General features: G+C 73.6%; 7 protein-coding genes and 1 pseudogene. 5 read left to right on the forward strand and 3 right to left on the reverse strand.

Going from position 1 to position 17512, the window contains the following annotated elements; all coding sequences use genetic code 11:
* Nucleotides 1-36 precede the first annotated feature (36 nt).
* Nucleotides 37-1347: a sugar ABC transporter substrate-binding protein gene (locus AB0F03_RS03705; RefSeq protein ID WP_361986700.1), complete on the reverse strand. Its 1311-nt coding sequence runs from the start codon at nt 1345-1347 to the stop codon at nt 37-39.
* Between the two features lie 206 nt (nt 1348-1553).
* Nucleotides 1554-2315, reverse strand: coding sequence for a DeoR/GlpR family DNA-binding transcription regulator (locus AB0F03_RS03710; RefSeq protein WP_361986166.1), 762 nt, complete (start codon nt 2313-2315; stop codon nt 1554-1556).
* A gap of 545 nt (nt 2316-2860) precedes the next feature.
* On the opposite strand from AB0F03_RS03710, the gene AB0F03_RS03715 reads away from it, so the two are divergent.
* From AB0F03_RS03715 to AB0F03_RS03725, 3 genes are all read left to right on the forward strand, one after another.
* Complete coding sequence (locus AB0F03_RS03715) at nt 2861-4273, forward strand: family 2B encapsulin nanocompartment shell protein (protein ID WP_361986167.1); 1413 nt, start codon at nt 2861-2863, stop codon at nt 4271-4273.
* A 102-nt stretch (nt 4274-4375) separates the two neighbouring features.
* Entirely contained in the window at nt 4376-5671 is a 1296-nt protein-coding gene (locus AB0F03_RS03720) for a family 2 encapsulin nanocompartment cargo protein terpene cyclase (protein ID WP_361986168.1), read from the forward strand.
* Nucleotides 5672-5687: 16 nt separating this feature from the next.
* The gene (locus tag AB0F03_RS03725) at nt 5688-6578 is read left to right on the forward strand and encodes a geranyl diphosphate 2-C-methyltransferase (RefSeq protein ID WP_361986702.1); all 891 of its coding nucleotides are present in this window, start codon (nt 5688-5690) and stop codon (nt 6576-6578) included.
* Nucleotides 6579-6621: 43 nt separating this feature from the next.
* Here AB0F03_RS03725 and AB0F03_RS03730 read toward each other — a convergent pair.
* Nucleotides 6622-6717: pseudogene (locus AB0F03_RS03730) on the reverse strand (IS481 family transposase); the annotation flags it as partial.
* A gap of 407 nt (nt 6718-7124) precedes the next feature.
* Between AB0F03_RS03730 and AB0F03_RS03735 the strand changes: the two are divergent.
* Together AB0F03_RS03735 and AB0F03_RS03740 are read left to right on the forward strand one after the other, a co-directional pair.
* Nucleotides 7125-12722 (forward strand): SDR family NAD(P)-dependent oxidoreductase, encoded by a 5598-nt coding sequence (locus AB0F03_RS03735; RefSeq protein WP_361986170.1) that lies wholly within the window; start codon nt 7125-7127, stop codon nt 12720-12722.
* Nucleotides 12722-17473, forward strand: a complete 4752-nt coding sequence (locus tag AB0F03_RS03740) for a type I polyketide synthase (protein ID WP_361986172.1) — start codon at nt 12722-12724, stop codon at nt 17471-17473. The genes AB0F03_RS03735 and AB0F03_RS03740 overlap by 1 nt, the downstream gene beginning before the upstream one ends.
* The last annotated feature ends 39 nt before the right edge of the window (nt 17474-17512 follow it).

The following is a 17512-nucleotide window of genomic DNA, read 5'->3' on the forward strand; positions in this document are numbered from 1 at the left end:
CGGGGGGCCGGGAACGTCGGGGGGATCGGGGAGGGATCACTTGTCCGCGTACTTGGCGGCGACCTTCTCGGCGAGCGTCTGGCTGGACTTCAGCGCCTGCTCGACACTGGTCCTGCCGGCGATGGCGGAGCTGATCTGCTGGGAGACCTGCGTGCCCAGGTCGGTGAACTCGGGGATGCCGACGAACTGGATGCCGGGAGCGGGCCGGGGCTGCACGCCGGGGTTGTCCGGGTCGGCGGTTTTCAGTGCGTTCGCGGTGGCCTCGGCGAAGGCCGAAGCCGCGGCGACGTACCGCGGGTCGGCGTAGGTGGAGTTCCGCTTGCCCGCCGGGACCCGGGACCAGCCGAGCTTCTTGCCCACCAGGTCCTCGTACTGCTTGCTGGACGCCCAGGAGATGAACTTCCAGGCGTCGTCATGGTGCTTGCTCGCCTTCTGGAGGCCCCAGGCCCAGGTGTAGAGCCAGCCCGCACTCCTGGTCCGGTCGACCGGCGCGGGCGCGTAACCCATCTTCCCGGCCACCGGCGAACCGCCGGCTTCGAGCGACCCGGCCGCGGAGGTCGCGTCGTACCACATGGCGACCTTGCCCTGCTCCACGTTGTTGAGGCACTCGGCGAACCCGGACTGCGGCGCGCCCGTCTCGCCGTGGGCTCGCACGAGGTCGACGTAGAACTTGGTCGCCTTCGTGAAGGCGGGGCTGTCGACCCGGGCCTTCCAGTCCTTGTCGAACCAGGTGCCGCCCATCGTGTTGACCACCGTGGTCAGGGGAGCCATCACCTCGCCCCATCCCGGGAGGCCGCGCAGGCAGATGCCCTTCATCCCGGGCCTGGCACCGTCGGCCTCGGCGGCCAGGGCGGCCACCTGCTGCCAGGTGGGGTGGGCCGGCATGGTCAGCCCCTTCTCCTTGAAGACGTCCTTGCGGTACATCAGGAAGGACGACTCGCCGTAGAACGGCTCGGCGTACATCTGGCCGGACGCCGTGAGGGACTCCCGCAGGGCGGGCAGGACGTCGCTCTGGTCGAAGGCGGTGTCCTTCTTCGCGTACGAGGTCAGCGGGGCGAGCCAGCCGTTCTTGGCGTAGATCGGCGTCTCGTAGTTGCTGATCGTGGCCACGTCGTACTGGCCGGCCTGGCTGGAGAAGTCCTGGGTGATCTTGTCGCGGACGTCGTTCTCCGGCAGCACCGTGAAGTTGACCTGGATGCCGGTCTTCTTGGTGAAGTTGGCCGCCGTGAGCTTCTGTAGGTCCGCCATCTGCGGGTTGTTCACCATCAGCACGTTGATGGAGTGCGAGCCGGAGCCGTTCCCTGCGCCACCGGCGCCCGCGCAGGCTGTGAGCAGTGCGCCGCACATGGCCAGCGCGCCCAGGGGGACGGCACTCCGTGGAACAGTCGGTCTCGAAGCCATGATCTTCCCTTTCATGGGATGTCGGGGGGCGGCGAAGGGGACGGAGAATGTGGGATCGGGCAGACGGTGGTGTCCGGCCGTGCGGCCAGGGAGGTGCCGTCGGCGCGGCTCCGGCGGAGCCGTCCCTGGCGGCGGAGGGTGCGCTGAGCGGGTCAGACCCGGTGGACGCGGGGTCCCAACAGTGAGTAGCGGTGCGCCTCGGCGCTGGACAGTCCGGTGTCGGTGACGATGGCCTCGAAGTCACCCACCCCGGCGAAGCGGCAGAAGCTGCTCGCGCCGAACTTGCTGTGGTGCCCCATGAACACACGCCGGCGTGACACGGCCAGCGCCTTGGCCTTGACGTCGGCCACCACCGGATCGGGAGTGGTCAGGCCGAGCTCCCGGGAGATCCCGTTCGATCCCAGGAAGGCCAGGTCGATCACGAATTGCTCGAGCATGGCGCAGGCCCATGAGCCCACCGTGGCCAGGGTCCGCGCCCGGACTCGGCCTCCGAGGAGCAGCACGGTGACCTGCGGAGAGTCCACGATCGCGGCTGCGGTGGACAGTGACGCGGTGACCACGGTCAGGGGGCGGTCACCGGGGAGGAGCGCGGCGAGGAGCTGGGGGGTGTAGCCCTCGTCCACGAACACGGTCTCCGCGTCACCGAGGAGTCTGACCGCCTCCGCGGCGATCCGGCGCTTGTCCTGGACGTGCAGGGTCTCTCGTTCGGGCAGGCCCGTCTCGAAGCCCGCGCCCTCGACGGGATAGGCACCGCCGTAGTTGCGGCGGAGCAGGCCCCTGCGTTCCAGGACCCTGAGGTCGCGACGGATGGTCTCCGGCGCGACGGCCAGGTCGACGGCCGTGGTGGTGACCTCGACACGTCCCTGGTGACGAGCGAGCGCGAGAATCCGGCTCTGACGCTCTTCGGCGTTCATCGCACTCACCCGGCCTTCCGTACCCGGTCCGGGCACGGCGTGCCCGGTCTTGCCGCACCTTTATACCAATCGCCTTTTCGCACGGACCGGCCCACAACGGGCCTGAAACTGCCCGATGATGCCTGAAGCGGTTACGCGAATTCCCAGCTCACGGCCACTGTCATGCGTTCTGCCCAGGGGGCTGGTGCCCGTGTGCACCGCCTCCCCTGCCCGGTTCGGGCGGACGGCGGACCGGGAACCGCCCGTCCGGTCCGTACAACACGGTTCACGGATCATGCGGGCCGGCTGGATGGTTCGCAGGGCGGGCTGCCGGAACGTGTCGCCGATCGTGGCTGAATCCCATCGGGACCAGGGCAAACATCACTCGGCGGCGATCAGCGTATCGAGTTAATACCGGCGAATTTCCTTGTTCCGGGGGGCAAAGGGGCCATTAGTGTTCCAGCCGGAGCTGGACGGCTTCTCGTTCTGTACGCGTCCTTTTTCCTCCCGTCGCCCGGTGTCTCCCTCCTCTGCGCGTCACCACCCCCAACAAAGAGAGCTGCCCGATGACTGTCGACTCGAGCTCGGAAGCGCGGCTGGAGCTGCCCCGGCAGTCCAGCCTGGGAACAGCGGCCGCCCGCAACCTCGCCACCACGACCAAGTCGGCCCCGCAGATGCAGGAGATCACCTCTCGCTGGCTGCTGCGCATGCTCCCCTGGGTGGAGACCGAGGGCGGTGTCTACCGGGTGAACCGTCGCCTGACCCACACCGTGGGGGACGGGAGGGTGGAGTTCGTCCAGAACGGAGCCGACGTTCGCGTGATCCCCCGGGAGCTGGGTGAACTGGCTCTCCTGCGCGGCTTCGACGACATCGAGGTGCTGACGGCGATCGCCGACCGGTGTGTCCAGCGTGACTTCCGGAGCGGGGAGACGCTGGTCGAGGGCGGCGCACGGGCGGACCGGCTCCACCTGATCGCCCACGGCCGCATCGGCCAGACCGTTGCCGGCGCCTACGGCGACGAACTCGCCCTGGACGTGCTCGCCGATGGCGACCGGTTCGGCGAGCACGCCCTGCTGGACGAGGACGCCCGGTGGGAACAGACCGCCACCGCCGAGACCTCGGGCACGCTGCTCACCCTGTCCCGCGCCGACTTCGCGGCCGTGCTGTCCGGGGCGCCGAGCCTTCGAGACCACGTAGAGGAATTCACGTCCCGGTCCCGCAGGCGGCAGAACCACCGCGGCGAGGCCGAGATCGAGCTGTCGGCGGGCCACGTCGGTGAGCAGGACCTGCCCGGCGCCTTCGTCGACTACGAACTGAATCCGCGCGAGTACGAACTCTCGGTCGCCCAGACCGTCCTGCGGATCCATACGAGGGTTTCCGACCTCTACAACGGGCCGATGAACCAGACCGAGGAGCAGCTCCGGCTCACCGTCGAGGCGTTGCGCGAGCGCCAGGAGCATGAGCTGATCAACAACCGGGAGTTCGGCCTGCTCCACAACGCCGACTTCAGGCAGCGGATCCAGCCGCACTCGGGGCCGCCGACCCCCGACGACATGGACACACTGCTCTGTCGCCGCCGCGGCTCCAGGTTCTACCTCGCGCATCCCCGGACGATCGCGGCGATCGGGCGGGAGTTCAGCTCGCGCGGGCTCTATCCGGACCACGTGGACCTGGACGGCCAGCAGGTCCCGGCCTGGCGCGGGGTCCCGATCCTCCCGTGCGACAAGATTCCCGTCACACGGGAGAACACGAGCTCGATCCTCATCATGCGTACCGGCGAGGACGACCAGGGCGTCGTCGGCCTGCACCACACCGGCCTGCCGGACGAGTACGCACCAGGTCTGTCGGTCCGCTTCATGGGCATCGACGAGCAGGCCATCGCTTCCTACCTCGTCAGTACCTATTACTCCGCCGCCATCCTCGTGCCGGACGCGGTCGGCGTGCTGGAGAACGTGCAGATCGCCCGCCGCCCCAGGTAGCGCCCGGCCCGCACGGCATGGCGCGACGCCCCCGACCGCGCGGGCCCGTCGCGCACGCCCGGAAGCCCCCGGACAGCCGCCCACCCCGTCAAGGAGCCATGAATGCCCGCGCCTGAGCTGCCTCCCCCGCAGTCGAGCCTGCCGGAGTCCGCAACCCGCTTCGGCGCTCAGGTACTCGCCGACGCCGCGGCCCGCGCCCGCGACGTCAAAGCCGCCATCGGCTGCCCTCCCCGCGCGCCTTCCCCGCCCCCCGCGAGGCCCGAGCCGCCCCCGTCTCCCCCCGGCGCGCCGTCAGTCACGACGCCGGCGCCGGTCACCGCGGTGCAACGGCTCCTGGGAGGCCCCACCGGTCTCGGCACCGCGGGCCTGCGCATCTCCCTGCGGGAGGAGCTCCCGGCGCCGTCGGCGGCCACCGTGAAGGGCAAGGCGATCCCGGGCCTCTACCACCATCCGATCGCCGAGCCGGACCCGGTGCGGGTCGAAGAGGTCAGCCGAAGGATCAAGTCCTGGGCCGTCGACGAGGTCACCCTGTATCCCGAGGACTGGGAGGAGGAGTTCGACGGCTTCTCCGTCGGCCGCTACATGGTCGGGTGCCATCCGGACGCACCCGGCATCGACCACCTGATGCTCGCCACACGCCTCATGGTCGCCGAGAACGCGGTGGACGACTACTACTGCGAGGACCACGGCGGATCACCCGTCGGCCTCGGCGAGCGGCTGCTGCTGGCGCACACCGCGCTCGACGCCCTGCACACCACGGCGGAGTACCAGCCGCAGTGGGCGGGGTCCCTCCACGCGGACGCGCCCCGGCGCGCCTACCGCTCCGCCATGGAGTACTTCGTCCGAGCGGCAAGCCCCTCCCAGGCGGACCGGCTCCGGCACGACATGTCCCGGCTCCACCTGGGATACCTCGCCGAAGCGGCCTGGGCCCAGCTGGACCACGTCCCCCAGGTGTGGGAGTACCTGGCGATGCGCCAGTTCAACAACTTCCGCCCCTGCCCCACCATCACGGACACCGTCGGCGGCTACGAGCTCCCGGCGGACCTGCACGCCCGGCCGGCCATGCAGAAGGTCATCGCCCTGGCGGGAAACGCGACGACCATCGTGAACGACCTGTACTCGTACACCAAGGAACTCGACGCGCCGGGCCGGCACCTGAACCTGCCCGTCGTGATCTCCGAACGTGAGGGGCTCTCCGACCGCGACGCCTACCTGAAGTCGGTCGAGATCCACAACGAACTGATGCATGACTTCGAGACCGCGGCCGCACGCCTGGCTGCCGACTGCCCCGTCCCGAGTGTGCTGCGCTTCCTCCGCGGGGTGGCCGCCTGGGTCGACGGCAACCACCACTGGCACCAGTCCAACACCTATCGCTACAGCCTGCCCGACTTCTGGTAAGAGAATGGACTCATCCGTGACCAACGCCGAACTCACCGCCGCCGCATCCGCCCCCGCCCCACTGCGCATCCCCAGCCCGGCGACCCCCTACCAGGGAGACATCGCCCGCTACTGGGACGGCGAGGCGAGGCCCGTGAACCTGCGCCTCGGTGATGTCGACGGCCTGTACCACCACCACTACGGCATCGGGAAAGTCGACTCCGACGCACTCGGCGGCCCCGGGGACGCCGGAAGCGAGAAGAAGCTGATCGCCGAGCTCCACCGACTGGAGTCGGCGCAGGCCGAGTTCCTCCTGAGCCACCTCGGTGACATCGAGGAGCGGGACACCCTGCTGGACGCCGGCTGCGGCCGCGGCGGCTCGATGGTGATGGCCCACCAGCGATTCGGGTGCAGGGTCGAAGGTGTCACGCTGTCGGCCAAGCAGGCCGACTTCGCCAACGGCCGGGCCCGCGAACTGGGCATGCAGGACCATGTCCGTGCCCGCGTCTGCAACATGCTCGCCACACCGTTCGAGACCGGTTCGGCGGCGGCATCGTGGAACAACGAGTCGAGCATGTACGTCGACCTTCACGACCTGTTCGCCGAACACTCCCGCGTCCTGGAGGTCGGCGGTCGCTATGTGACCATCACCGGCTGCTGGAATCCGCGGTACGGCCAGCCGTCGAAGTGGGTGTCGCAGATCAACGCGCACTTCGAGTGCAACATCCACTCGCGCCGGGAGTATCTCCGCGCCATGGCCGACAACCGCCTCGTGCCGCAGGCCGTCGTCGACCTGACTCCCGACACCCTGCCCTACTGGGAACTGCGCGCCACCTCGTCGCTGGTGACGGGGATCGAGGACGCGTTCATCAACTCCTACAGGGACGGCTCGTTCCAGTACCTCCTCATCGCGGCCGACCGCGTCTGACCCCCGTGCCGAAGAGAAGCGCCTGCCGACGATAGGGGCCCTTCCGATCCCGGCCGTGCCGAGTCAGGACGCGGTGCGCGGTGGAGGCCGGCAGGCCGGGGATCGGCCCGATCCGAACGGGCCCCTACGCCCGGGCCCGGCCCGGTTCGCATACCGCCGGCGGACCGCCGGGCTGGTCCGCGCGACCGCCGCCGTCGCGCTCGTCGTCCTGCGCAGACGACGCCGGCGCGGGGCGGTCCCGCTGCGCCCGCGGGGAAGCTCCGGCGCCCGGGATCCTGACCTTCGTGAGGGACGCCGTACGAGGAGTTCCGTGCGGAATGCCGTCCGGCGACCGTAACGCGGAATGCCGTACGAAGATCATCGCGCGCGATGCCCTGTGAGAGGGACCCCTTAACCGCCGCGGGGGCCCCTGGGGGCCGTAGGGGTGTCTTGGGTCATTGCCGGCTGCCTAGCCTCCGACAGCGGAGGGGAAGCGGACCGGAAACCGTCCGGAGGCGATCCGCACGGCCCAGGCCCTCACTTCGATCTCGATCGGATGGCGCGCTGGTGAACAACGAAGAGCAACTGCTCGACTACCTCAGGCGGACGACCGCGGACCTGCGGGAGGCGCGGCGGCGGCTGCGCGAGAACGAGCAACGCGCACACGGCCCGGTCGCCGTCGTCGGCATCGGCTGCCGTTATCCGGGCGGCGTCACCACCCCCGAGGACCTGTGGGATCTCGTCGTGACGGGGACCGACGCGGTGACGGACTTCCCCGCCGACCGCGGCTGGGACGTGGACGCCCTGTACGACCCGGACCCGGCGCGGCCCGGCAGGACCTACGCCCGTACCGGCGGATTCCTGCACGACGCCGCCGACTTCGACTACGACTTCTTCGGCATCAGCCCCCGCGAGGCCCTCGCCATGGACCCGCAGCAGCGGCTGCTGCTGGAGACCTCGCACGAGGCCTTCGAGCGGGCCGGCATCGTGCCGGCCTCCCTGCGCGGCAGCCGCACCGGCGTGTTCGCCGGGGTGATGTACAACGACTACGCCACCCGTCTCACCTCCGTGCCCGACGACCTCGACGGCTACCTCGCCAACGGGAGCGCCGCCAGCATCGCCTCCGGACGCGTCGCCTACACCTTCGGGCTCGAAGGCCCGGTGGTCACCGTCGACACCGCCTGCTCGTCCTCCCTGGTCGCGCTGCACTGGGCCGTGCGGGCGCTCCAGGCGGACGAGTGCTCGCTCGCCCTGGCCGGCGGTGTCACCGTGATGTCCACCCCGGAGACGTTCATCGACTTCAGCCGGCAGCGCGGGCTCGCGCCGGACGGCCGGTGCAAGGCGTTCGCCGCCGCGGCCGACGGCACCGGCTGGGGCGAGGGCGCCGGCATGCTGCTGCTGGAACGGCTCGCCGACGCCCGGCGCAACGGCCACCCGGTGCTCGCCGTCGTCCGGGGCAGCGCCGTCAACTCCGACGGCGCCAGCAGCCGGCTGACCGCGCCCAACGGCCCGTCCCAGCAGCGGGTCGTCCGGCAGGCGCTGGCCGGTGCCGGGCTCACCCCCGCCGACGTCGACGTGGTCGAGGCACACGGCACCGGCACCTCGCTCGGCGACCCGATCGAGGCGCAGGCCCTGCTCGCCACCTACGGCCAGGACCGCGCCGAGCCGCTGCTGCTCGGTTCGGTCAAGTCCAATCTCGGGCACACCCAGGCCGCCGCGGGCGTCGCGGGCGTCATCAAGATGGTGCTGGCCATGCGGCACGGCGAGGTTCCGCCCACCCTCCACGTCGACGCGCCCACCGACCAGGTGGACTGGAGCGCGGGAGCCGTCGAACTGGCCCTGGAACGGCGCCCGTGGCCCGCCACCGGCCGGCCCCGCCGCGCCGCCGTCTCCTCCTTCGGCATCAGCGGCACCAACGCGCATGTCGTTCTGGAGCAGGCGCCCGCCGGCCCGGAGCCGGCCGAGAACGCCGGGAACGCCGGAATCCCCGGGAACGCCGGGAACGCCGGAATCCCCGGGAACGGCGAGAACGCCGTGCACGCCGGGAAGCCGGCCGGCGGGGAAGAGGGCGCGGAGAACTCGCCCGTACGGGAGGGTGGTTGCGTCCCCTGGGTCGTCTCCGGCCGTACCCGCCAGGCTCTCACCGCGCAGATCGCGCGGCTGCGCGACCACCTCGACGCGCACCCCGGCGTCCGCCCGGCCGACCTCGGGCTGTCGCTCGCCACCACCCGCGCCCGCTTCGAGCACCGCGCCGTCGCGGTCGGCCGGCACACCGGCGACCTGCTCGCCGGGCTCGCCGCCGCTGCTCCGCTCACCCCGGCCGGCGGCAGGACCGCCTTCCTGTTCACCGGTCAGGGAGCCCAGCGGATCGGCATGGGCCGGGACCTGCACCGCGCCTTCCCGGTGTACGCGGAGGCCTTCGACGCGGTGTGCGCCCTCGCCGACCGGAGCCTGGAGCGGCCGCTCGCCGACGTCATCGACGGCGACGCCGACCTGCTCACCCGTACCGACTACGCGCAGATCGCCCTCTTCGCCGTCGAAGTGGCCCTGTACCGGCTCCTGGAGTCCTGGGGCGTGACCCCCGACTACCTGGCCGGCCACTCCGTCGGCGAGATGGCCGCCGCCCACGTCGCCGGCGTGCTGTCCCTGCCGGACGCCGTCCACCTCGTCCTCGCGCGCGGCACCCTGATGGCGGCCCTGCCCGCGGGCGGCGCCATGGCCGCGCTGCGCGCCACGGAGGACGAGGTCGCCCCCCACCTGGACGAGCGGGTCGGCCTCGCCGCCGTCAACGGCCCGCGCTCCGTGGTGATATCCGGTGACGAGGACGCCGTCGCCGCCCTCGCCGCCCGCTTCGGCCAGGGCAAGCGGCTGAAGGTCTCGCACGCCTTCCACTCGCCGCTGATGGAACCGATGCTCGCCGACTTCGCCGAGGCCGCCGCCCGGTGCTCCTTCGCCGAGCCGCGCATCCCGATCGTGTCCACGCTCACCGGCGCCCTCGCCGACCCCGCGCGGCTGGCCACCCCCGCACACTGGGTCGACCACGTGCGCCGGCCCGTCCGCTTCGCGCCCGCCATGACCGCCCTGCACGAGCTGGGCGTCCGGGCGTTCCTCGAAGTCGGCCCGGACGCGGCCCTGACCGCGCTCGCCGTGGACTGCGTCCCCGAGGACAGCGTGACCGTCGCCGGACTGCGCCGCGCCGGCGACGAGGAACGCGACCTGGTCACGGCCGTGGCCCGGCTGCACGCGGCCGGCACCGCCGTGGACTGGGCGGCGTTCTTCGCCCCGCACCAGGCCCGGCACACCCCGCTGCCCACCTACGCCTTCCAGCGCGAACGCCTCTGGCTCCAGGCCGGCGCCGGCGGCAGCGGTGATGCCGACGGCCTGGGGCAGAGCGCCACCGGCCATCCGCTGCTGAGCGCCGCGACCGACCTGCCCGACACCGGGGGAGCGGTCCTCACCGGCCGGCTCTCCCTCGCCTCCCACCCGTGGCTCGCCGACCACGCCGTGCACGGGACCGTGCTGCTGCCCGGCACCGCCTTCGTGGAGATGGCCCTCCAGGCCGCGGAACGCACCGGCTGCGACACCGTCGGCGAACTCACCCTGCACGCCCCGCTGGTGCTGCCCGAGCAGGGGGCGCTGGCCGTCCAGGCCGCCGTCGGCGGGGAACGGGACGGACGGCGGGAGCTGACCGTCTGGTCCCGCCGCGCCGACACCCCCGACGCCCCCTGGACCCGCAACGCCGCCGGCGTCCTGACCTCCACGACCGGCGACGGGACCAGCCCGGCCGGTGACGGGACCAGCCCGGTGGACCTGACCGACTGGCCGCCCCGGGACGCCGAACCCGTCGACCTGGACGGCCTCTACCCGGGGCTGGCCCGCACCGGTTACGGCTACGGCGCGGTCTTCCAGGGCCTGCGCGCCATGTGGCGCCGCGGGGACGAGTTGTTCGCCGAGGCGGCCCTGCCCGAGAGCGCCCGCGCCACCGCCGCCGCGTACGGCGTGCACCCGGCGCTGCTGGACGCCGTGCTGCACGTCAATCTGCTGGACCTGCCCGGCGGCCAGGCGGTGCTGCCGTTCGCCTGGGGCGGTGTCACCCTGCACGCGGCGGGCACCGACACCCTGCGCCTGCACCTGTCGCCGTCCGGCCCCGAGGCGGTCGCCCTCACCCTGGCCGACGCCGCCGGCGCGCCCGTCGCGACCGTCCGCAGCCTCGTGGCCCGCCCCGTCTCCGCCGAGCAGCTCGCCGGGGACGGCGACGACCCGCTGTACCGGGTCGACCTGGTCCCGGCGCCCGTCCCGGCGACCGCCCGCACACCCGCCCTGGCCGTCTGCGGCCTCGCAGACACCCGCCTCGCGGACAGCGACCTCGCGGACACCGGCCGGGCACACGCCGGGACCGACGGCACCGGTGTCGCGCACACCGGCCTCGACGCGCCCCATCACCCCGGCCTGGCCGCCCTCACCGCCGCCGGCCCGGTGCCCGGCCTGGTGGTGCTGGCCGTACCGGCCACCCCCGACGCCGTACCCGACCTGCCCGCCCTGGTGCACGAGCGGGTGCACGCCACGCTGGACGCGCTGCGCGCCTGGCCGGCCGACGAAGAACACGCCGACCGCCGGCTCGCCGTCCTGCTGCGCGCCGGCGACCTCGGCCACGCCTCCCTGTACGGGCTGGTCCGCGCGGCCCAGGCCGAGAACCCCGGCCGGTTCCTGCTGGTCGACAGCGACGGCAGCGCCGCCCCGGGACCCGCCCTCGCCGCCGCGCTCGCCGCCGGCGAACCGGAGGTCGCGGTGCGGGACGGCGAGGTACGGCTGCCCCGGCTGGCCCGTGCCAAGCCCGGCGGTCCGCTCGCCTGGGGCCCGGACGGCACCGTCCTGATCACCGGCGGTACCGGCGGCCTCGGCGCCCTGATCGCCCGTCACCTGGTCACCGAGCACGGCGTACGGCACCTGCTGCTGGCCGGCCGGCGGGGCGTGGACGCCCCCGGAGCCGCCGAACTGGGCGACGCGCTGCGCGAGCTGGGCGCCGAAGTGATCATCGCCCGGTGCGACGCCGCCGACCGCGCCGGGCTGGCGGCGCTGTTCGCCGGGCACGACGTACGGGCCGTGGTGCACGCGGCCGGCGTCGTCGACAACGGCGTGCTGGCCACGCTCGGCGCGGACCGGGTCGACCGGGTGCTGCGGCCCAAGGTGGACGCCGCGTGGAACCTGCACGAACTGACCCGCGACAAGGACCTGTCGGCGTTCGTCCTGCTGTCCTCCACCGCCGGTCTGCTGGTCGGCGGGGGCCAGGCCAACTACGCCGCCGCCAACACCTTCCTCGACGGCCTCGCCGCCCATCGCCGCTCGCTCGGCCTGCCCGGCGTCTCCCTCGCCTACGGCCTGTGGTCCGGCGCCGGCGGCATGAGCGCCGGCATCGACGCGGCTGACCTGGAACGGCTGCGCCGGCTCGGCCTGCCGCCCCTGACCCCCGCGCAGGGACTACGCGCCTTCGACGCCGGACTCGGCGGCGAGGACGCCGTCCTGGTGCCCGTACGCCTGGACGCCGCCGCGGTGCGCGCCCGGCCGGACGGCGTACCGGCGCTGCTGCGCGGCCTGGTACGGGCCGCCCGGCGGGGTACCGAAGCCGCCCCGGGTGCCGCCGCCGGCTCCTGGCGCGACCGGCTGGCACCGCTGGCCGACCCCGAACGGGACCGCGCCCTGCTGGAGCTGGTCCGCACCCACGTCGCCGCCGTCCTCGGGCACCCCTCGCCCGAGTCGGTCGACCCGGGACGCGCGTTCCAGGAGATGGGATTCGACTCGCTCGCCGCCGTCGAACTGCGCAACCTCCTGGCCGGCGCCACCGGCCTCACCCTGCCCGCGACACTCGTCTTCGACCAGCCCACACCCACCACCCTCGCCGCCCACCTCAAGGCCGCGCTCGTGCCCGGACCGGCCGACCGGGCCCGGACCGCGCTGGCCGAGCTGGACCGCCTCGAAGCCGCGCTGCTCACCCTGTCCGACGAAGGCGGCAGCCACGCCCGTGTCACCGCACGCCTCGAAGCGCTGCTGCGTAGCTGGCAGGACACCCACGGACGGCACACCGCGCCCGTGGCGCCGGAGGACCTCGGCGAGGCCAGCGACGACGAACTCTTCGCCAGGATCGACAACGAACTGGGAGCCCTGTGATGGAAGACTCGGCCACGGCCGGCAAGCTCCGCGACTACCTCAAGCGGGCCACGACCGAGCTGGAGCGCAGCCGCCGCCGCGTACGCGAGCTGGAGGAGCAGGACCGCGAGCCCGTCGCCATCATCGGCATGGGCTGCCGCTACCCGGGCGGGGTGCGCACGCCCGAGGACCTGTGGCGGATCATCGACGAGGGCACCGACGTCGTCACCGAGTTCCCCACCGACCGCGGCTGGGACGTCGAGGCGATCTACGATCCCGAGCCCGGCGCCCCCGGCAAGTCCTACGTCCGCCACGGCGGGTTCCTGCACGACGCCGCCGAGTGCGACCCCGCCTTCTTCGGTATCAGCCCCAAGGACGCGCCCGGCACCGACCCGCAGCAGCGGATGCTCCTGGAGGTCACCTGGGAGGCCTTCGAACGGGCCGGCATCGACCCCACCACGGTGAAGGGCACCCCGACCGGTGTCTTCGTCGGCCTGATGCACCACGACTACATCGGCGGCACCATCTCGGGCAGCATCGTCTCCGGCCGCATCGCCTACACCCTCGGCCTGGAGGGCCCCGCGGTCACCATGGACACCGCCTGCTCCTCCTCCCTGGTGGCGCTGCACTCGGCGATCCAGTCGCTGCGCAGGGGGGAGTGCTCCCTGGCGCTGGCGGGCGGCGCCGCCGTCATGGCCAGCCCCGAGATGTTCATCGAGTTCAGCGAGCGCCGCGCGCTGTCCCCCGACGGCCGCTGCCACTCCTTCTCCGACGACGCGGCGGGCGCCGCCTGGGCCGAGGGCGCCGGCATGCTGCTGGTGGAACGGCTGTCCGACGCCCTGCGCAACGGCCACGAGGTGCTCGCCGTCGTCCGCGGCTCGGCCGTCAACCAGGACGGCGCCTCCAACGGCCTGACCGCGCCGAGCGGCCCCGCCCAGATCCGGGTCATCCGGCAGGCCCTCGCCGACGCCCGGCTCGCCCCGCACCACATCGACGCGGTCGAGGCGCACGGCACCGGCACCACCCTCGGCGACCCCATCGAGGCCCAGGCCGTCATCGCCGCCTACGGGCAGGACCGGCCGGAGAACCGGCCGGTGTGGCTCGGCTCCATCAAGTCCAACATGGGCCACCCACAGGCCGCGGCCGGCGTCGGCGCCATCATCAAGATGGTCATGGCCATGCGCCACGGCACCCTGCCCCGCACCCTGCACGCCGAGAAGCCCTCCACCGCCGTCGACTGGAGCGCCGGAGACGTCCGGCTGCTCACCGAGGCCCGCCCCTGGGACACCCCCGACGGACGCCCGCGCCGCGCCGGCGTGTCCTCCTTCGGCATCTCCGGTACCAACGCCCACACCATCCTGGAGGAGGCACCGCCCGCCGGGACGGCGCATCCCGCCCCGGAGCGGGCCGCGCTGCCCGTCGTCCCCTGGGTGCTGTCCGGCAAGGGCGCCGACGCCGTCCAGCGGCAGGCGGAGCGGCTGCTCGCGGTGGCCGGCGACCTCGACCCGTACGACGTCGGGTACTCCCTGGCCACCACCCGCACCGTGTTCACCCACCGGGCCGCCGTCACCGGCCGCGACCGGGACGAACTGCTGGCCGGGCTGCGCGCCGTCGCCGACGGCAGCCGGCCTGCCGTGGTGCCCCCCGAGCCCGGCCGCCTCGGCGTGCTGTTCTCCGGGCAGGGCTCCCAGCGCCCGGGCATGGGCCGCACCCTGCACGCCGCGTTCCCGGTGTTCGCCGCCGCCTTCGACGAGATCTGCGCCGCGTTCGACACCCACCTGGACCGGCCGCTGCGCGAGGTCATGTTCGAGGACACCGACCCCGCCACCGCCCGCCTCAACCGGACCGTGTACACGCAGGCCGCCCTGTTCACCTTCGAGACCGCCCTGTACCGGCTGCTGGAGCACTGGGGCATCAGCCCGGACCTGCTAGCCGGGCACTCCATCGGCGAGGTCGTCGCCGCGCACGTCGCCGGCGTCCTGGACCTGAAGGACGCCGTCGCCCTGGTCGCCGCCCGCGGCCGGCTCATGCAGGACCTCCCCGCGGGCGGCGCGATGGTGTCCCTGCTCGCCGGCGAGGCCGAGGTCACCCCGCTGCTCACCGACGGCGTCGACATCGCGGCCGTCAACGGCCCGCGCGCCGTGGTGATATCCGGCGACGAGGAGGCCGTGCTCGCCGTCGCCGCGCGGGTGGAGAAGTCCACCCGGCTGAAGGTGTCGCACGCCTTCCACTCCCACCGCATGGACCCCATGCTCGACGCGTTCCGCGAGGTGCTGGCCGGCCTCACCTTCCACGAGCCCGCCCTGCCGGTCGTCTCCAACGTCACCGGCCGCATGGCCGGTGACCTCACCTCGCCCGACTACTGGGTGCGCCACGTCCGCGAGGCCGTCCGCTTCCACGACGGGATCACCACCCTGGCCGCCGAGGGCGCCACCCGCCTGCTGGAGATCGGCCCGGACGCGGTGCTGACCAACCTGGCCCAGGACACGGTGCCCGACGTCATCGGCACCCAGCGCCGCGACCGCGCCGAGGACGCCGCCCTCCTCGACGCCGTCTGCCGCCTGCACCTGACCGGCACCGGCCCCGACTGGCCTGTGGTGTTCGCCGGCGGCCGCAAGGTCGGCCTGCCCACGTACCCGTTCCGCCGCGACCGGCACTGGGAGGACGCCCCCATCCTCCAGGCCGAGCGCTCCGCGGCGGCCCGCGCGGGCGGCGACGCCGCCGACCCGTTCTGGGAACTGGTCCGGGACCAGGACGTGACCGCCGTCGCCGCCACCCTCGGCGTCACCGACGAGACGTCCGTCGCCGCCGTCGTACCGGCCCTGGCCGCCTGGCACGAGCAGCGGCAGGCCAACGCCGCCGCCGACGGCCGGCGGTACCGCGTCACCTGGGAACCGCTCGCGCCCGCCGCCACCCCGGCGCGCGGCGGCCACTGGCTGGCCGTCGTCCCCGCCACCGACGATCCCTGGACGACCGCCGTCCTGACCGGGCTCACCGAACGGGGCCTCGCCGTGGACATCCTCACGGTGCCCGACCCGGCCGACCGCACGGAACTCGCCGGACTCCTCGCCGGCCGGGACGGCCTCGACGGTGTCCTGTCCCTGCTGGCGCCCGCGACCGGACCGGCCGCCACCGCCACCCTCGTCCAGGCCCTCGGGGACGCCGGGATCACGGCCCCGCTGTGGTGCGTGACCCGTGACGCCGTCGCCCACGGCACGGCCGCCGCCGTCACCGGGTTCACCCAGGCCCGGGTGTGGGGCCTCGGCCGGGTCGCCGCCCTGGAGCACCCCGAACGCTGGGGCGGGCTGGTCGACCTGCCCGCCGCGCCCGGTCCGCAGACCCTCGCCCGGCTGGCCGCCCTGCTCGGCGACGCGAACGGCGAGGACCAGGTCGTGCTGCGCGAGTCCGGCGCCTACGGCCGGCGCCTGGAGCACGCCCCGGCCCGCGCCGGCACCCCCTGGAAGCCGTCCGGCACGGTCCTGGTCACCGGGGCCACCGGCGCCGTCGGCACGGCCGTCGCCCGGTGGCTCGCCGCCGAGGGCGCCGACCACCTGCTGCTGGTCTCCCGGCGGGGCACGGACGCGCCCGGCGCCGCCGACCTCGTCCGCGAACTCACCGACGCCGGCACCCGGGTGACCCTCGCCGCCTGCGACGTCGCCGACCGCCGGGCCCTGGCCGCGCTGCTGGACTCCGTACCGGCCGAACACCCCCTCACCGCCGTGCTGCACCTGGCCGGCGTCCTCGACGACGGCGTCCTGGACGCCCTCACCCCCGACCGGTTCGCCCGTGTCCTCGCACCCAAGGCCGACGCCGCCCGCCACCTGCACGAACTGACCGCGGACCGGGACCTGTCGGCGTTCGTGCTGTTCTCCTCCCTGACCGCCACCGTCGGCGGTGCGGGACAGGCCAACTACGCCGCCGCCAACGCCTACCTCGACGCCCTCGCCGAACACCGGCGCGCGACCGGACTGCCGGCCACCTCGGTGGCCTGGGGTCCGTGGGGCGGCGACGGCATGGCCGCCCACGGCACCGTCCGCTCGGCCGCCCGCGCGATGGGCATGTCCCTCCTCGACCCCGACCGCGCGCTCACCGCGCTGCGCCGCGCCCTGGACGGCGGCGACACCACCGTCACCGTCGCCGACGTCGACTGGTCGGTGTTCGCGCCCGCCTTCACCGCCACCCGGCCCAGCCCCCTGCTGTCCACGCTGCCCGAGGCACGGACCGGCACCGGCGGCCCCGCCGAGACGGGCGTGGCCGACGGGTTCGCCGAGAAGCTCGCCGGCCTCACCGGCGGCGAACGCGACCGCGCCCTCCAGGACCTGGTGTGCGGCCAGGCCGCCGCGGTCCTCGGCTACGGCGGCGCCGACGCGGTCGAGCCGACCACCGCCTTCCGCGACCTCGGCTTCGACTCCCTCACCTCCGTGGACCTGCGCAACCGGATCAGCGGCGCCGCCGGGGTGCCGCTGCCGGCCACACTCATCTTCGACTACGCCACCCCCGCCGCCCTCGCCAAGCACCTGGGCACCGAACTCGCGGGCGCCGACACCTCCGTGGACTCGGTCCTCGCCGAACTCGACCGGGTCGCGGCCCGGCTCGGCGACCTCACCGCCGAGGACATCGGACAGGGAGGGATCACCACCCGCCTCCGGTCGCTGCTGGGCGACCTCGAAAAGACCCTCGGCCAGGACGCCGCCGCCGTCGCCGGACGGCTGGAGGAGGCCTCCGCCGACGACGTCTTCGCCTTCATCGACAACGAGCTCGGCCAGGCGTGAGGCGTCCCTCCCACGACACCCCGGCCCCACCGCAGTCCC

This window comes from Streptomyces sp. NPDC028722, from assembly GCF_040637655.1.
GTDB lineage: Bacteria > Actinomycetota > Actinomycetes > Streptomycetales > Streptomycetaceae > Streptomyces.

Excerpts from the sequence above, each read along its gene's own strand:
- AB0F03_RS03705 (WP_361986700.1), bottom strand. The coding sequence starts at position 1,347 with ATGTGCGGCGCACTGCTCACAGCCTGCGCGGGCGCCGGTGGCGCAGGG.
- AB0F03_RS03710 (WP_361986166.1), bottom strand. The coding sequence starts at position 2,315 with ATGAACGCCGAAGAGCGTCAGAGCCGGATTCTCGCGCTCGCTCGTCAC.
- AB0F03_RS03715 (WP_361986167.1), top strand. The coding sequence starts at position 2,861 with ATGACTGTCGACTCGAGCTCGGAAGCGCGGCTGGAGCTGCCCCGGCAG.
- AB0F03_RS03720 (WP_361986168.1), top strand. The coding sequence starts at position 4,376 with ATGCCCGCGCCTGAGCTGCCTCCCCCGCAGTCGAGCCTGCCGGAGTCC.
- AB0F03_RS03740 (WP_361986172.1), top strand. The coding sequence starts at position 12,722 with ATGGAAGACTCGGCCACGGCCGGCAAGCTCCGCGACTACCTCAAGCGG.